Below are 17,504 nucleotides of genomic sequence, written 5' to 3'. Positions count from 1 at the left end.
CGCGCCGATCCCCGTTCAGCGCTCGATCCGCTCAAACAGGGCAATGGACTCTACATGCGTGGTATGAGGGAACATGTCCATCACACCGGCGCGTACCAGACGATAACCATTGCGCACCAGTACACCCGCATCCCGCGCCAGGGTCGCCGGGTTGCAGGACACATAGACAATCCGGCTGGCCCCGAAGGCCGTCAGATGCTCACAGATCTGTTCCGCACCGGATCGGGGCGGATCAATCAACACCTTGTCAAAACCCTCACGCGCCCAGCTCTGCCCGGTAAAATCGCCATGGAGATCTGCACCATGGAAAGTCACATTCTCCAGACCATTTGCACGCGCGTTTTCCCGGCCCCGGACAACCATGGCGTCATCGCCTTCCACTCCGACCACCTGGGCACTGCAGCGCGCCAGGGGCAGCGTGAAATTACCCAGGCCGCAAAACAGATCCAGCACTCTTTCCCCGGGCTGAACATCCAGCCATTCCACGGCCCGGTGTACCATGCTGCGATTGATTCCCGCATTGACCTGGGTAAAGTCCATCGGATGAAATGCCATGGTGAGGTCGAATTCTTCCAGCCGATAGTGCAGGCGCTCATCCGAAGGACCTGATGACTCCGGCCAGATCCGGTGAACGGTATCCGGCCCTTTCGGCTGCAGGTAGATATGCAATTCGTGGGCCTTGCCAAAGTCGATCAGGGCCTGGCGATCCCGATCACTGAGATCATCCATGTTCCGGAACACCATGGCGGCGACGTCATCCCCGCAAGCCACTTCTACCTGGGCGATACGATCGAACGCATCCATGCCGTGGAGGAGTTCCCGCAGTGGCAGTATTCGTTCCCCGATCCGGGGATCCATCACCACGCAGTGATCGATGTCCGTCAGGAAACTGTTACGCTTTTCACGGAACCCGACCAGTACCGACTCGCGAGCCTTGACGTAACGAACGCCCAGCCGGGCCTTGCGGCGATAACCGACACTGGCTTCCGAACGCATCGGTGGCACCCACTCTTCGGGTTCAATGCCCCCGAAATGGGCAAAATGCTCTCTCAGGGTATTTTCCTTGAACCCTATCTGGGCGTCTGCGCTCATGTGTTGCAGACTGCAGCCACCGCACAGATCCGCAAATTCACAGGGCGGCGTTTGCCGTTCCGGTGCAGATTCCAGCACCTCCAGCGCACGAAGCTCGTCGAACCGGCTACGGGTGGACACCATTTTCGCCATGACCGTCTCACCGGGCAGAGCGCCGTCCACGAACTGGGTCTTGCCGTCACTACGGGCGATACCGCGTCCATCGTGGCTCAGGGTCTCAATGACACAACGAACGGGCTCTTTCGGCAGGACCTTCCTGCGTCTTCTACTCATACTGCAATCTCTCGATGACGGGATTCAGGCGCCGGGAAATACACCGGTGGACAGATAGCGGTCGCCGCGATCACAAATAATGGCCACGATCACTGCGTTTTCAACCTGTTCGGACAGTTTCAGTGCCGCTGCAATGGACCCACCGGAAGACACGCCACAAAAAATGCCTTCGCGAGCGGCCAGCGCCCGCATGGTGTCCTCGGCCTCTTCCTGGCCAATATCGAGCACCTGATCCACACGAGTGGCATCGAAAATCTTCGGCAGATAGGCCTCAGGCCACCGACGGATACCCGGAATCGAGGCGCCCTCTTTCGGTTGAAGACCTATGATCCGGATGTCGGGATTGCGTTCCTTCAGGTACCGGGAAACACCCATGATCGTGCCGGTCGTCCCCATGGAACTGACAAAGTGGGTCACACGCCCATCGGTTTGCTCCCAGATCTCCGGGCCAGTCGTCCGGTAATGGGCCAACGGGTTATCCGGGTTGCTGAACTGGTCCAGAACCTTGCCCTTGCCCTCGGCCTCCATCGTCTGAGCGAGGTCCCGCGCCGCTTCCATGCCTTCTTCCCGGGTCACAGTGACGATTTCTGCACCGTAGGCGCGCATCGAGGCCCGACGTTCCTCACTCATGTTTTCCGGCATGATCAGGACCATCCGATACCCCTTGATGGCAGCGGCCATCGCCAGTGCAATACCGGTATTGCCGCTGGTCGCCTCAATCAGGGTGTCGCCCGGTTTGATATCCCCACGCTTTTCCGCTTCCTGGATCATGCTGATGGCAGGGCGATCCTTGACCGACCCCGCCGGGTTGTTGCCTTCCAGCTTGGCCAGAATCACATTGCTGGTGTTTCCCGGCAGGCGTTGCAGGCGGACCAGCGGCGTATGACCAACATAATCTTCAATGGTGGGAAAATTCATAACAAAACCCTGTGGTACACTTTTGGGTCCGAATCATACGCGTTATGGTCCTGTCATCCCAATACGGCTTCTCGCTATATCCATGACCGCGGGCTATAAACGCTGAAATTTCCGGACCCGCTGGGACAGGTACCACAGCCGACGCGTTCCGGATCAACTATTCTGACAGGGAAGTTTTCCCGCGATCAGTCGCGGGCCAGGCAATTTTCAGGAAAATGGTATGCGGCGCTGGGGCATTCGCAAGAAAGTTCTGGTGGTGACCCTGGTCCCCACCCTTCTGACAACCGTCGTGCTCGGTCTGTTCTTCACCTACAGCTGGGTCAACAATATTGAACACCTGCTCCGTGATCGCGGTGAGTCGCTGTCCCGTCAGCTGGCCTCAGCCTCGGAATATGGCCTGTTCACTGCGAACCGCGGCCTGCTCAGCAGTCTCTCCAACGCCCTGCTGGAAGAGCAGGATGTTCGCTCTATTACCTTTTACGGCAGCGACAACAAACGCCTCCTGCATACCGGCCCCGGCAGCTCCGAGTCTCCCGATGGCGCTGACCTGCCTTCGGGCAAGGCCACCCGGATCACCGACGGCACCAGCACCCGCTTCATCACCCCGGTCTACCTGCAGGATCTCATGATCGAAACCATGCTGGACCCGGATATCCGCCAGTCCATGGCCAATCAGAAAGATCCCCTGGGCTGGGTCTCCGTGGAAATGTCCCATGTCCGGACGGAAAAGGAGACCTACAAGGCGATGCTGATATCGCTGCTGCTCGTGCTTGGCGGCGTTCTGGTCAGTCTCGCCATCGCGTTGCGCCTGAGCCGGGCATTCACCGATCCCGTCTTCGAACTCAACGAAGCGGTGGCGAAACTCAAGGAAGGCAAACTCGATACCCGGGTCTATACGGGCGCCGGGCCTGAATTCGAGCAGCTGGAATCGGGCCTGAACGACATGGCCTCCGAGCTGAGCAAAGCCCAGGCCGAGATGCAGCAGAACATTGATCAGGCCACGGAAGACCTGCGTGAAACGCTGGAAACCATCGAGATCCAGAATATCGAGCTGGATTTCGCGCGCAAAGAGGCACTGGAGGCAAGCCGGATCAAGTCTGAGTTCCTGGCCAATATGTCCCATGAAATCCGCACACCTCTCAACGGCATCATCGGCTTCACCGAACTGCTCCTGAAGAGCCCGCTGCCAAGGCAGCAGCGTGATCACCTGAACACCATCCGGAAATCGTCGGAGATTCTCCTGACGATCATCAACGACATTCTCGATTTCTCCAAGATCGAGGCCGGCAAACTCATTCTCGACCGGGTGCCATTCCAGCTCCGCGATATCATCGAGGAAGTCATGGTGATGCTGGCACCAGCGGCACATGCCAAGAATCTGGACCTGGCCCCTCTGGTTTACAACGATGTCCCCGACAACGTGATGGGCGACCCTCTCAGGGTCAAGCAGGTGATCACCAATCTGGTCAACAATGCCATCAAATTTACCCAGACCGGCGAGGTTGTCCTGCGCGTCAGTCTCGAGGAGGAGGACACCGAGAACAATCACGTCACCCTTCGCATCAGCATCACCGATTCCGGTGTCGGCCTGTCACGGGCGCAGCAGCAATCCCTGTTCAACGCCTTCAGCCAGGCGGATGCCTCGACGGCCCGACAGTATGGTGGAACCGGGCTTGGACTGGCGATTTCCAAGCGACTGGTCGAGGAAATGGGTGGCAAGATTGGCCTTGAAAGCGAACTGGGCAAAGGGTCCACGTTCTGGTTCACACTCAACTCCGAGCTGTCGACCAGTAACGAGGCCGTTACGCCACGGGATGCGCTCCGGGGTGAACGGGTCATTTACCTTGAGCAACAGAAAACAACGGGGCTGGCCGTAGAACACATGCTGCGGGACTGGGGCATGGAAGTCGACCGGGCCTCCTCGCCGGCGACCATGCAGGAGCAGATTGAAGAGGCCCAGAAAAGCCAGGCTGGCTACGCCGTTGCAATCATCGGCATCACACGCCACCTGCTCAGCTCCAGCCAATACGGAAACCTTATCCGAACCCTGGAAGTCGACCGGGACTGCCGAACCCTGTTGCTCACACCCACACTGGAAACCCACGATGCAACAATGTCCGGCCAGGCCAGTGGTCACCTGACCAAGCCGGTCTGCCGTGCCCCTCTTTACGACGAGCTACTGCTCCTCGTCCACGGCATTCACGCGGGCGGACGCGCTGCAGGCAGACCGGAACCCTCGACCATCCAGGCGCTCCGACACAATGTTCCGAGAGTTCTGGCGGTCGACGACAACGAGGCCAATCTCAAGCTGATCATGACACTTCTGCGTGACTACCAGATTGATGCGGAAGGCGCCTGCAACGGCTTCGAGGCCCTGAGCAAAGCCCGCCAGGCTCCCTTTGACCTGGTTTTCATGGATCTTCAGATGCCTGGCATGGATGGCGTAGAGACGACTGCCCGTATCCGCGAGCTGGACTCCGGCAACCACCGGACCCACATTATCGCCCTGACTGCTCACGCTCTTGCCGACGAGCAGGACCGGCTGGCCCAGCAGGGTTTTGACGGCTACATGGCAAAACCGATCAGCAGCAGTCAACTGACGGCAATCATCCGAGAATATACCGGCTACGAGCCGGGAGAAACCGGGGCCGGAGAGCGGATTGCCGAGGTCAGGGATACCAGGCGGGTTTTACGTCCGTCTACCCGAAAGATGCAAAAGGATTGCGTCAGTGTTGAAGAAAGTATTCAGCTAGCGGCGGGAAAAACCGATCTTGCCGAAGAGCTGTTCAGCATGTTGCTGGAGCAGCTCCCTACCGATCTGGAGAGGATCGAGGCGCTCTGGGACGACAAGCAGATGGAGGAACTCCTGGAGTGTGTTCACAAACTCCACGGCGCCACCCGGTACTGTGGCGTACCCGAGCTCAGGGGCGCGGCCAATCAGCTGGAAACCGCACTGAAACGCGGCTCGGCTGACATTGAGGCCCACAAGAACCAGCTCGTCTCTGCCATCGAGCGCCTGCAGATCTGGAGCGAACAGACCGACTGGCAACAGCTCTTCCGTGGGCAACCGCACCCGGAGGAAACCACCTCCTGAGGCGGACCTGGGGACGTCAGCGTCGCGCCCGCTCCAGAATCGCTTTCATATCGGACACAGCCTCCTTCAACCCCGTGAAGACGGCACGCGCAATAATGGCATGGCCGATATTCAGTTCGTTGATGCCTTCGATGGCCGCAACGCGTTCGGTGTTGTGATAATGCAATCCATGCCCGGCATTGACCACCAGCCCTTTCTTCCGGGCATGTGCCACGGCCTTGAGCAACGTATCGAAGGCAGCGTCTTCCTGCTCCGGGGTTCTCGCTTCGGCATACTCGCCAGTATGCAATTCAACCACCGGCGCCCCACAACGCACCGCCGCATCAATCTGGACCGGATCCGGATCAATGAACAGGGATACCTCCGCCCCGATCGCTCTCAGTCGTTCACAGGCCTTGGCAATCCGCGTTTCCTGACCGTCGACATCGAGTCCGCCTTCGGTCGTGAGCTCTTCCCGTTTTTCCGGTACCAGGCACACGCACTCGGGACGAACCTGCTCGGCAAAAGCCAGCATGGCGTCGGTAACCGCCATTTCCAGATTCATCTTGGTCTGCAGGACTTCTCTCAGCAGCAGCACATCCCGATCCTGAATATGGCGCCGGTCTTCCCGGGGATGAATCGTGATGCCGTCAGCACCCGCTTCTTCTGCCAGGATGGCGGCCTGCACCGGATCCGGGTAACGGGTTCCGCGCGCCTGGCGAAGGGTGGCGACATGGTCAATATTGACCCCAAGCAGTACTCTAGGATTCATGGTTTTCTCCCCGAAGATGCATGAATAGGGCCCGACTGTTCAGCGGTTTGCCCTGAAGCAGGTAGTCCATCAGAACCCGCATGACCTTTTTGGCCACTCGCCGGGCCTCCGGTGTCTCAAGGTCACCTGCCCCAATGGCGAGCAATGTCTCGCCGGGAAGGCCTTGCAACCGGACGGTGGAACAGGGCTCGCAGACAATACCCTGTTCCGGATCATAACAATAGGTTTTGCCAGGCTCGACCGGTGCACGGGTGTCCGTCGTCTGATCCCAGGCAAAATCATAGCCAAGCGCACTGGCAAAGGTTTGCTCGAACTCCCTGAGGACGGGCTCGATGGCTCCGCCGTCTGACAAACGGGCAATTGCATCGATATACGCGGCAAACAACGCGGGGTGCGGATCTGCCGGCGGCAGGACTTTCTGCAGGAGTTCGTTCAGGTAAAGGCCGCTGTATAGAGCCTGGGTCCGCCGGAGCTCGGGGCCCGGGCGAACGTCAACCTGGGTCAGGGTTTTCAGATCTCCCCGGCCGGTCCAGTCCACCAGCAGTGGCTGAAACGGTTGAAGCTGCGCCTTCAGCGGGCTTTTGGCACTGTTCGCGCCGCGGGCAATCAGTGTCATGCGGCCCCGATTCAGGGTGAAAACATCCACCAGAAGGCTGGTTTCCCGCCAGGCGCGGCGATGGAGGACGTAGGCGGGCTCCTGCTGTTCAGGCTCCCTCATGGTCACGCCTCAGAAATCACTCATACCAAGGCTCTTGAGCGCTCGATCACTATCGGCCCAACCCCGTTTGACCTTGACCCAGAGCTTGAGCATGACCTTGTTATCGAACAGGCGCTCCATATCGGTCCGGGCTTCCTGGCCTATCCGCCGCATGCGCTCGCCCTTGTCGCCGATAATGATTTTCTTCTGGCCTTCCCGTTCAACCAGAATCAGCGCCGAGATATGCAGCGTCTTGCCTTCCTGCTTGAACTCCTCGATTTCAACCGCGACCGAATACGGCAGCTCTGCGCCCAGTTGTCGGGTGATCTTTTCCCGGACAATTTCGGAAGCCATGAACCGCTCGCTGCGATCGGTGATCTGATCGTCCGGATAAAAGTGAACGCTCTGCGGCAGATAACGCCCGACGGCCTGTTCCAGCGGTTCCAGATTGGTTTCCCGGAGTGCCGACAGAGGAATGATCTCGGCAAAGTCCCGCTTCTTCGAGAGCATATCGAGATGCGGCAGAAGCGCATCCCGGTTATCGATCTTGTCGACCTTGTTCACCGCCAGGATCACCGGACACTTAAGGCGGGAAAGTTTATCCAGAACCAGTTCATCGGCGGTGGTCCAGGCCATCTGGTCGACCACAAAAACCACCACATCGACGTCAATCAGCGCCGAAGACGCCGCCTTGTTCATGTAGCGGTTCAGCGCCCGTGGTTCATCCTCATGCATCCCCGGCGTATCCACATAGATCGCCTGGACCGGACCGTCGGTCTTGATGCCCAGAACCTGATGGCGGGTTGTCTGGGGCTTCCTCGAGGTAATGCTGAGCTTCTGGCCAAGGATGTGGTTGAGCAACGTCGACTTGCCCACATTCGGGCGACCGACAATCGCAACGAAGCCGCATCGACTGTCCGGGTTTTCCGGGCGGGTAATGTCATTCATCAGGAATTCTCCACACCCAGTTCCTTGAGCGCATTGCGTGCCGCCTGCTGTTCGGCAATACGACGACTGCTTCCGGTACCGGTGGTCTTGCGATCCAGGGACGGTAACGCGCAGGAAACATGGAATGTTTGATTGTGGGCCTCACCGTCTACGGAGATCACATCGTAGCGCGGCAGGGGAAATTGTCGGGACTGAAGGTATTCCTGAAGCCGGGTTTTCGGATCTTTCTGGGTATCCTGTAAATCCAGGTTCTTCAGACGTTGTTCAAACCAGCGCAGGACCTGAGCACGGCAGGTGTGGAAATCACTGTCGAGATAGATGGCACCGATGATCGACTCCACGGCATCGGCCAGAATCGACTCTCGCCGGAAGCCGCCGCTTTTGAGTTCTCCCGATCCCAGCCGCAGGTACCGTCCGAGATCGAACTCCCGTCCGATTTCCGCCAGCGTCACCCCTTTGACCATACGGGCCCTCAGCCGGCTGAGCTGGCCTTCCCGTGCCTTCTCGAAGTTCAGGTAGAGGTACTCGGCAATCACCATGTTGACGATGGAGTCTCCCAGAAACTCCAGTCGCTCGTTATTCTGGTTGCCGAAACTCCGGTGGGTCAGTGCCAGCAGCAGGCGTTCCGGTGATTTGAACTGGTAACCGATACGCCGCTGTAATTGATCCAGATCGGGTTGAGAACTCACTTGCCCTTCATCTCGTATTCGTGTTTGAAGTGGACCACGGTATCCACGTTGCTGAATATGTTGTTCCGGACTTCGTAATCGACCTTGATAACGACAAACTCTCCATTCTTCTCAACCGAGATCTGTTTGGCGTCGAATCCCCGAATACTGTTCACGCTCAGGCGCTTGTTGATCAGGGTTCTGACCTGTGCCGGCCCCATGTTCGACAGCCCCTCGGTACCGTCGAGGCTTTCCAGAGCTTCCTGAATGGTCAGGTCGTCCAGATACACCGGGCCGAGCTTGATTACGAGGGTCAGAAGGCTGCCAAAGAACAGCACCATAACCAGAACCGTGATTGCCGAGGCACCGCCCTGACGCCCCAGTGCGGAGAGATTGTTTTTCGTCATTATCATTTAACTCCAGGATAGTCCGAGTTACTCGATGCCGCCCACTCGATCAAAGGATGGCAGCGTGGTGAATGATTTCCAGTGCATCCAGATGGCAAAGGCCTTACCAACAATCATGTCTTCCGGGACGAATCCCCAGTATCGACTGTCGTTACTGTTGTCACGGTTGTCGCCCATCATGAAATACTGGCCTTCGGGAACCGTCCACTCACCCTCACCCCGGTCGCCAGTCCATCCCAGGCTGTGGAAGATATCGTGTTCGACACCGTCAAGATCCTCCCGCAACAGCTCCACCGGCGGCAACCTCGCCACGGAGGTGTGCTCGATCTTTTTCCCGTTAATGTACAACTGCTTGTCCTTGTACCGGATATGATCTCCTGGAAGACCAATCACCCGCTTGATGTAGTTGGTTTCGCCATCTTTGGGGTAATGGAAGACCATGATATCGCCGCGCTGGGGCTCACCCACCGGGATGATCTTGGTGCCGATAACCGGCAAACGAAGGCCATACGCGTATTTGTTGACCAGGATGAAATCACCCACCTCCAGCGTCGGCAACATGGAGCCTGACGGAATCTGGAAAGGCTCCACCAGGAATGAGCGCAGCACCAACACGATCAGCAATACCGGGAAAAAGGAGCGGCTGAGATCGACCAGGTAGGGTTCCTTCGGTTCCTCTACCTCCTCGGCGCCCGCCGTATCGGCAGACACATTGGCAGTCTGGCCGCTTTCCGCCCTTGCCGCTGCCAGTCGACGCTCCCGGAGGAACAGCCTGTCCGCCAGCCATATCAGACCTGTCGCAAAGGTCAGAACTACCAGAACCAGGGGAAAATCAATATCCATCCGGAAGCCTTCTGTTATTTATCAACTTGTAACACGGCAAGAAACGCTTCCTGAGGCACTTCGACATTTCCGAGCTGCTTCATGCGCTTTTTACCTTCCTTCTGCTTCTGCAGGAGTTTTTTCTTACGGCTGACATCGCCGCCGTAACACTTTGCCGTGACGTTCTTGCGAAGCGCCTTCACGGTGACCCGGGCCACAACCTGATTACCAATCGCGGCCTGAATCGCGATATCGAACATTTGCCGGGGAATCAGCTCTTTCATCTTGTCGATCAGCTGGCGACCCTTGTAGTGCGCCTGTTCCTTATGAACGATCAGCGCCAGGGCATCGACCCTGTCACCATTGATCAACACGTCCAGCCGTACCAGGTTCGCCGGCTGGAAACGCACGAAATGGTAGTCCAGTGACGCAAAACCGCGGCTCGCGGATTTGACCCGATCGAAGAAATCCATCACCACTTCGGCCATCGGCAACTCGTAGGTGAGCTGAACCTGGGTGGACATGAAGTGCATGTTTTTCTGCACGCCACGCTTCTCTTCGCACAGGGCAATCACGTTACCAAGATGTTCCTGGGGCACCAGAATGTTCGCTTCCACAATGGGCTCGCGCATCTCCTCGATGGACCCAATATCCGGAAGCCTCGACGGGTTGTCCACCGACAGGGTCTCACCCTGTTTGGTCACCACCTCGTAGATTACCGTCGGTGCTGTGGTGATCAGGTCCAGGTCGTACTCTCGCTCCAGACGCTCCTGGATGATCTCCATATGCAACATGCCCAGGAAACCGCACCGGAAACCGAAACCAAGGGCGTCGGAATTCTCCGGCTCAAAGAACAGCGACGCATCATTCAGCGTCAGCTTCTCAAGGGCATCCCGGAAATCGTCATAGTCATCGGCGCTCACCGGGAACAGACCGGCATAGACCTGCGGTTTCACTTTCTTGAACCCCGGCAGCATCGGTGTCTGTTCGGCAAACTTCTGGTGCACAATGGTGTCGCCCACCGGTGCGCCGTGGATGTCCTTGATACCGGCCACCACAAACCCGACATCACCCGACTCGAGAACATCGGTGTCTTTCGGCTTGGGGTTGAAGATCCCGACCTTGTCAGCGTTCCATACCTTGCCGGTCGACTTCATGACGATCTTGTCACCTTTGCGAAGCGTTCCTTCCATCACTCGCACCAGCGATACGACGCCAAGATAGTTGTCGAACCAGGAGTCGATGATCAGCGCCTGCAACGGAGCGCTGCGGTCTCCCTTGGGCGGCGGAATCTTGCGGATCAGATCCTCGAGAACATCCTCGACCCCCATACCACTCTTGGCGCTGCAGCGGACGGCATCCGATGCCTCGATCCCGATGATGTCCTCGATTTCCGCCGCTACCCGATCAGGCTCCGCCTGCGGCAGGTCCATCTTGTTCAGGACAGGAACCACCTCCAGCCCCTGTTCGATGGCGGTGTAGCAGTTGGCGACCGACTGGGCTTCAACGCCCTGCCCGGCATCAACCACAAGGAGAGCGCCCTCGCAGGCATACAGCGAGCGCGATACCTCGTAGGAAAAATCGACGTGACCGGGAGTATCGATGAAGTTCAGTTTGTAAACTTCACCATCCCGGGCCTTGTAATTGAGCGTGACGCTCTGGGCCTTGATGGTAATCCCGCGTTCCCGCTCGAGGTCCATGGAATCCAGGACCTGCTCGGCCATCTCCCGATCGGTAAGTCCGCCGCAGAGCTGAATGAATCGATCTGCCAGCGTGGATTTACCATGGTCGATGTGGGCAATAATGGAAAAGTTACGGATTCGGCTCAGTTCAGTCACAGACGATGATTACTCATAAATTGACGAAGGATTGAGCCCGGAGGGGCCGCTACCGGGATCCGGGAACGGCGTGATTTTACCGGTTACCGACCGCCATTGCCATGATCAGGAGATCAGCGGTCGCTCATACTGACGAATCAGGAAGCCGATCAGCGCATCCTCATCCAACGGGTAGCTGAACAGATTGCCCTGACACTGGGCGCAACCGGCGGATTTCAGGAAATGGAGCTGCTGGGGAGTTTCGACTCCTTCCGCCACCACGGTCAGGTGAAGTTTCCGGGCCAGGGCAATCACCGCGGAGGCCACGTCGGTCGCACTGACGTTGTAGGGAATGTCCCGGATAAAGCCATGATCAATCTTGATCACGTCCAGTGGCAACTGTTGCAAAGCCACCAGGGAACAGGCGCCGGTCCCGAAGTCATCGAGGATCAGACAGACGCCCAGATCGTTCAGGGAAACCAGAAGTTCCCGGAGCATCCTGGGATCTTCGTTCAGGAGTTCGGCCGGCATTTCCAGTTCCAGCCGTTCCGGAGAGACACCGGTTTCGGTGATGACCTGCCGGATCATATCCAGAAATCCCGGATCGATCAGCTGCCGAACAGACAGGTTAACAGCCATTTTCAGGGACTCAAAGCCGGCCCGCTCCAGGGCCTGGACCTGAATACAGGCCTGCCGGAGAGCCACCTCGCCAAGGCGCACAATCAGCCCCGTTTCTTCGGCAAGACCAATGAACTGCTGGGCAGAGACCAGCCCCTTTTCGGGATGATGCCATCGCAGGAACGCCTCGACGCCAATCACCCGCTCGGTGGAGAGATCGATCTTGGGCTGGTAGTGAAGGACGAACCGGTCATCGGCCAACGCGGTAGACAGCTCTTCCTGCTGCAAAAGGCGACGGGCGGCCTTGATGTTCATGGCCGGCGTGAAGAACTGGTAGGTGTTTCGGCCCACTTCCTTGGCGCGATACATGGCAAGGTCCGCATATTTCATCAGGGCGCCAGAGTCCTCACTGTCGTGAGGCACCATGGTAATGCCGATGCTGACTGTCACGCCGACTTCGTGGTCGTTCAGCCGAATCCGCTGACAAAGACGATTCAGAATGGTTTCCGCAACCTTGCCAGCAGCGTCGGGCCCACTGATCCGCGACAGCAGGACCACGAATTCATCGCCCCCCAGCCGGGCCACCGAATCCTCTTCACGCACACACCCTTCCAGCCACTGGGCAACCTGTCTCAGCAGTGCGTCTCCGGCATCGTGCCCCAGGGTGTCGTTGATCCGTTTGAAGCCGTCAAGATCCAGAAACATCAGGGCCGCCGATTCGCCACTGCGTCGGGCCCGACGAACGACGTGATTGAGACGGTCACGGAACAGCTGGCGGTTGGCCAGACCGGTCAACGGATCGTAAAAGGCAAGACGATGCAGTTCGGACTGGGCGGCCTTGAGCTGGGTCAGATCCCGAAGGCTGAGGACAACCCCGTTTACGCCCGGGACCGACAGCATTGCGGTAAAGGTGCCTTCCATATCGCGCCACTGACCTTCGGCGTCCCGAATCCGCGCACGAATCATGGGCATTTGCTTGCCAGGTGAGCCGACCGCATCCCTGAAGCCACTTTCGAGGGCCGGCCAGTCATCGCCATGCACCAGCTGTTGAAAGTCGAGCTGAGACACCTTGTCCGGGTCGAACCCCAGAATGTCGTAGCTTGAGGGACTCGCATAAAGCGCCTTGCCGGCCCGATTCATCACCAACGTCACGTTGGCGGCACCTTCTGTAATTGCCCGGTAATGGCCCGCCGTAATCTGGGCCATCAGACGGGATCGAATCATGGCGAGGACAAACAGGAACAACAGCACACTGACCAGCAGGCCACTGCCCAGGACGATGGGGGGCCTTGGATCGGAGGCGAGATAGTCAAAAGCCGGAGTGGACCGGGTCTGGAGCAGCCAGTCACGACCGCCGTGAGAGATGGTCTGACTCATGTCGAAACTGAAATCGTTGTCCAGCGATCCCAGATTCGAACCATACATCAGGTTGTCCCGGTTCACGGCACCTTCATCGTAGATGCGGACATCCAGAAACGGCGCAATAAGCCCCACAATGCCATCAATCAGATTATTCATCCGGAACGCGCTGAACACGTATCCGGCGAGCATCATCCTGCGCTCGGCACGAATTTCCGGTACCACTCCGCCCTGATAGACCGGGTAGTACATCAGGAAGCTGGCCTGGTCCTCGTCCACCTCTTCCTGTACCAGCACGACCTTGCCGGTGACCGTGGGCACGGCTTCATCCCTGGCGTGCTCCATGGCCCGGCGATGTACCGGATCGCTGAACGCATCGTAGCCCAACGCCCGTCGATTGCGGTCGGTACCGGGCTCAAGATAGACGATGGGGTAATAGTAAGGCCCGATACCCAGCGGATTGACCAGATAGTTGTGAATGCCCTCGGCCCGGACCGAAGCAATGTGATCCGCCATTTGCCGGACACCGATCCGCTTTACGAATCCGATGCCCTGAATGCCGGGGTAGTAACGATTGATGTCGACCTTGTCGACATACTGCCGCCATTCGTCCCGGGACACCTCGCCGGCAACAGAAAACAGGCCGGCACTGCCCGCCAGGACCTGCTCGTAGTTGAGCAAGCGCTCCTCGATGGCGGTTTTCAGTTGCAGGGATTGAGAACGGAAGCGGGCTTCGGTGCGGTCCTCTACCAAACGAATCGAGACTTGCCAGAGAATCACGGTGGCAGCGACCGAGACCGCGAAAATCAGCCAGGCCAGCCAGCCGTTGCGAAACTTCAGGAGTTCGCGGAGGGAAAGATCCTTCTTGTCCATCATTCGATTGGGTCCAGTCCGTGGCCGTATCACTCAACGTCGGGAAAGTATAGCAAAAGCCCCCTGACGTGTCTGCGCACGTCAGGGGGCTTCGGTGGAACGATTCCTTTCGTTTCCGGATCAGATCAGGGCTTGATCACAAGGTAGAGCGCCCGCCCCTGTCTGACCACCCTGGCGGAGACAGCCTTGCCTTTCGGCAGGGATGAAACCACGTCCTCGAAATCCTTCACGGACGTGATTTTCTGTCTATTGATTTCAGTAATCACATCCCGGGGGCGGATACCGGCATTGAACGCGGGTCCCCGGCTGATACCGGTTACCACAACCCCGCCTTTGAGCCCGAGCGAATCGGCCATATCCGATGGCAGCGGTTCAACGGACAAACCCAGTGGTGCAGACGAAGAACCGTTATTGGTATCCGGCGCGGCCTGCCCCTGATCTTCGTCCTGGGACGGCAACTGACCGATGGTCACCTCCAGGGTCTTCTCTTCGCCGCCACGGAGAATTTTCAGTTTGGCGGTGTCCCCGACGGGCGTCCGGCCAACCATTGGCGGGAGATCCGAAGAAAACTGGATGTCTTCACCATCGTAGGAGAGCACGATGTCCCCGGACTGCAGACCGGCCTTCTGTGCCGGAGATCCATCCATCACCTCTGCAACCAGCGCACCACGAGGCCGCTTCAAACCGAACGACTCGGCCAGATCGCGATTGACCTCCTGGATCAGGACACCCAGCCAGCCCCGGGAGACGGTTCCCTTGTCGCGAATCTGGTGGAAGACATTGATGGCATTGTCGATGGGAATCGAGAAGGACACACCCATGAAACCACCGGACCGGGTATAAATCTGGGAGTTGATACCCACGACCTCGCCATCCATGTTGAACAGCGGACCGCCGGAATTACCGGGATTGATGGCGACATCGGTCTGAATGAACGGCACATAGTTTTCTGTCGGCAGAGAGCGGCCCAGCGCGCTGACGATACCGGCTGTCACGGTGTGATCAAAGCCAAAGGGCGAACCGATGGCAAAGACCCACTCACCCACTTTCAGGTCCCGGGATTTGCCAATGTCCACCACCGGAAGGTCGTTACCGTCGTCGATCTTCAGCACAGCGATGTCTGAACGGGCATCGGTACCAATCAGCTTGGCCGGCAGTTCGCGACGGTCACTGAGGCGAACCATGATTTCATCGGCGCCTTCCACCACGTGGTTATTGGTTAACACGTAGCCATCGCTGGATACGATAAAGCCGGACCCCATGGATCGACGCGGTTGGGCATGACCCGGCGCACCGCCAAACGGCGACTGGGGCCCCTGGAAGAAACGCTTGAAAAACTCAGGCATCTGATCAAGCTGGCCCTGATCGAACGGCATCTGCCCCATACCCGCGTTGCCCTGCTTGGGCTCCGTGGTGGTACTGATGTTGACCACCGCATCGGAATTTTCTTCGACAAGGTCGGTGAAATCCGGAAGGCTGCGGGCCGCAACATTCTGGCTCCAGAAAACCACCACCATTACCGATAGCATGAGGAGCATCCCGACGACCTTGTCCGGACGTAGCGCCGGCAAAGGACGGGATACCTCGTTCAGTGTTCTCGACATGTTCAACCCCCTGTTTTATTTCAGCTCGTAAAACTAGTCTTCAGGTCGTATGAGGGGTTTTCAACTTACAAAACGGTAGGATTTATAGACAGGTTACAGACGCGATATGATTCACCCGCAACAGCTTCGGCTCGTAGGCCTCGCCGCGACGACCCTGCAGAAATCTCGTAGCCAGCAACCCCGCACCCAGCCCCGTTGCCGCACCCAGAATGGCGCCGATATCCTGACCGCCAGAGAGATTGTGCCCGGCAATCGTTGCTAACAACATCGTAACCAACGGAACGGCATAAACCAGAACCGAAGCGCCCAGCAGAGCAGATTCTTCAATACCGAGAGTCACCTCGTCGCCAACTTTCGCGTTGATGGTGTTGGCGACCAACACCTGATTCGCCCTGCCCCCTGACATCTGTGCCAGCGCTTTCTGACCACAACCTTTTTTCGCTGAACACTGCTGGCAGGCGCTGGCGCTGATGGTTTGCACCCAGACCCGGTCCCCGTTGACGGCAATCACTTTTCCGTTCTCAGTAATCATGACGCCCCCGCCTGCGTGCCTTTCTGCATGCGAACCGATTCAGCAACCCTGCGGGCCGCTTCCGGGGGAATTTCCCCGACAACCGTCACCAGGAACTGCTTTCCGCCCGATGTCAGATCGTGCGTGTAGACGGTCGTCGCGCCAATCCGAGAGGCGCCCTGGGGCATCTTGAGTTGCCCGGCGGGCTCGACAAACACCGAAAAGGTTGCCAGACCATCGGAGTAGGCAACCGCATGGCCCTTGGGCGCCTGCGGAATAGCAGACGCAATAAATCCCGCCGGGCGCCAGCCCAGCTCCCAGTCGTTCATCCGGTGCTTCGATTCCGCTCCGACGCGGACGCCCTGCGGCCCGAGCTTTCCGGTAATTTCCGGACCTTCGGTGTGGATTTTGAATTCGTCATCGTGAATATCGTCCGTGATCTCGAGACTGGTGAACTGGAAGTGTTCAAGGACCTGCCCGGACGCGCCCTGAACCTGACTCTTGACCAGCAATCCGGAGCGCTTTTCAAGCCAGAGCTGATAGCTGTAACGGTTGTTGTCTTTCGCGGTCAGTGCGATTCGGACCGCATCGTAGCCCGCAACCCGGTCCTCTCCCATCACATGGGCGTCATACCAGCGCCCGACCGGCATGAACTTGCGATTGAAAACGTCGGCAAACGGGCCGGATGGAATCACCTGTTCGAGTTTGAAGCGCCCCTGATCCGGCAACACACAGACCACGTCCGATCCCTTCCGGACAATCTCGCCAGCCCCCCCATCCTGCATCACCAGACGCTCGTCCACGACCCCGTCACGGAAACGATGAATAATTCGCATGGAGTGAACCTGATCCCCACGGGCATAGACAAACACGCCCCGATAAGAGGTGGCGTTCAGGGCAGGCCCCAGGCGCTCAAGCCACTGCTCGACCTTCCCGGACGTTTCTGCCAATGCGGAAACAGGAAGCAGAACCAGCGAAAACAACAGCGCCAGCAGGGCGGCCAGATGTTTTTTTCTCAGGTCCGGAAACAGGCGTTTCATGCCGACAATGAT

14 protein-coding genes are annotated in these 17,504 nt (G+C 58.2%); 1 reads left to right on the top strand and 13 read right to left on the bottom strand.

Annotated elements, in window-relative coordinates:
- Positions 1–15 precede the first annotated feature (15 nt).
- Positions 16–1,365 carry a 23S rRNA (uracil(1939)-C(5))-methyltransferase RlmD gene (gene rlmD, locus MLD04_RS14930; RefSeq protein WP_248160112.1) on the bottom strand — a complete coding sequence of 450 codons (1,350 nt, stop codon included), beginning with the start codon at positions 1,363–1,365 and terminating at the stop codon, positions 16–18.
- Positions 1,366–1,389: 24 nt separating this feature from the next.
- On the bottom strand, positions 1,390–2,283 hold the full coding sequence (gene cysM, locus MLD04_RS14925) for a cysteine synthase CysM (RefSeq protein ID WP_248160087.1): 894 nt from the start codon (positions 2,281–2,283) through the stop codon (positions 1,390–1,392).
- Positions 2,284–2,503: 220 nt separating this feature from the next.
- On the opposite strand from cysM, the gene MLD04_RS14920 reads away from it, so the two are divergent.
- Complete coding sequence (locus tag MLD04_RS14920; protein WP_248160085.1) at positions 2,504–5,377, top strand: ATP-binding protein; 2,874 nt, start codon at positions 2,504–2,506, stop codon at positions 5,375–5,377.
- A gap of 16 nt (positions 5,378–5,393) precedes the next feature.
- On the opposite strand, the gene pdxJ is transcribed toward MLD04_RS14920, so the two are convergent.
- From pdxJ to MLD04_RS14865, 11 genes are all read right to left on the bottom strand, one after another.
- Positions 5,394–6,128: a pyridoxine 5'-phosphate synthase gene (gene pdxJ / locus MLD04_RS14915; RefSeq protein ID WP_248160083.1), complete on the bottom strand. Its 735-nt coding sequence runs from the start codon at positions 6,126–6,128 to the stop codon at positions 5,394–5,396.
- On the bottom strand, positions 6,118–6,846 hold the full coding sequence (recO, locus tag MLD04_RS14910) for a DNA repair protein RecO (protein ID WP_248160081.1): 729 nt from the start codon (positions 6,844–6,846) through the stop codon (positions 6,118–6,120). Before recO ends, pdxJ begins: the two co-directional genes overlap by 11 nt.
- 9 nt (positions 6,847–6,855) lie before the next feature.
- Complete coding sequence (gene era / locus MLD04_RS14905; protein ID WP_248160079.1) at positions 6,856–7,773, bottom strand: GTPase Era; 918 nt, start codon at positions 7,771–7,773, stop codon at positions 6,856–6,858.
- A complete protein-coding gene (rnc, locus tag MLD04_RS14900) occupies positions 7,773–8,462 on the bottom strand; it encodes a ribonuclease III (protein WP_008937429.1) in 690 nt (229 codons plus the stop codon). Before rnc ends, era begins: the two co-directional genes overlap by 1 nt.
- Positions 8,459–8,848, bottom strand: a complete 390-nt coding sequence (locus tag MLD04_RS14895; RefSeq protein WP_248160077.1) for a DUF4845 domain-containing protein — start codon at positions 8,846–8,848, stop codon at positions 8,459–8,461. The genes rnc and MLD04_RS14895 overlap by 4 nt, the downstream gene beginning before the upstream one ends.
- A gap of 27 nt (positions 8,849–8,875) precedes the next feature.
- Positions 8,876–9,691, bottom strand: coding sequence for a signal peptidase I (gene lepB / locus MLD04_RS14890; protein WP_248160076.1), 816 nt, complete (start codon positions 9,689–9,691; stop codon positions 8,876–8,878).
- Between the two features lie 14 nt (positions 9,692–9,705).
- The gene (lepA, locus tag MLD04_RS14885; RefSeq protein WP_248160074.1) at positions 9,706–11,508 is read right to left on the bottom strand and encodes a translation elongation factor 4; all 1,803 of its coding nucleotides are present in this window, start codon (positions 11,506–11,508) and stop codon (positions 9,706–9,708) included.
- Between the two features lie 105 nt (positions 11,509–11,613).
- Positions 11,614–14,340 carry a bifunctional diguanylate cyclase/phosphodiesterase gene (locus MLD04_RS14880; RefSeq protein ID WP_248160066.1) on the bottom strand — a complete coding sequence of 909 codons (2,727 nt, stop codon included), beginning with the start codon at positions 14,338–14,340 and terminating at the stop codon, positions 11,614–11,616.
- Positions 14,341–14,462: 122 nt separating this feature from the next.
- Complete coding sequence (locus MLD04_RS14875; protein ID WP_248160353.1) at positions 14,463–15,875, bottom strand: DegQ family serine endoprotease; 1,413 nt, start codon at positions 15,873–15,875, stop codon at positions 14,463–14,465.
- A 148-nt stretch (positions 15,876–16,023) separates the two neighbouring features.
- On the bottom strand, positions 16,024–16,473 hold the full coding sequence (locus MLD04_RS14870) for a SoxR reducing system RseC family protein (RefSeq protein WP_248160064.1): 450 nt from the start codon (positions 16,471–16,473) through the stop codon (positions 16,024–16,026).
- Positions 16,470–17,492 (bottom strand): MucB/RseB C-terminal domain-containing protein, encoded by a 1,023-nt coding sequence (locus MLD04_RS14865; protein ID WP_248160057.1) that lies wholly within the window; start codon positions 17,490–17,492, stop codon positions 16,470–16,472. The genes MLD04_RS14870 and MLD04_RS14865 overlap by 4 nt, the downstream gene beginning before the upstream one ends.
- Between the last annotated feature and the right edge of the window lie 12 nt (positions 17,493–17,504).

Source organism: Marinobacter koreensis, assembly GCF_023156285.1.
Lineage (GTDB): Bacteria > Pseudomonadota > Gammaproteobacteria > Pseudomonadales > Oleiphilaceae > Marinobacter > Marinobacter koreensis.
This window is presented reverse-complemented; position numbering and strand designations above follow the sequence as displayed.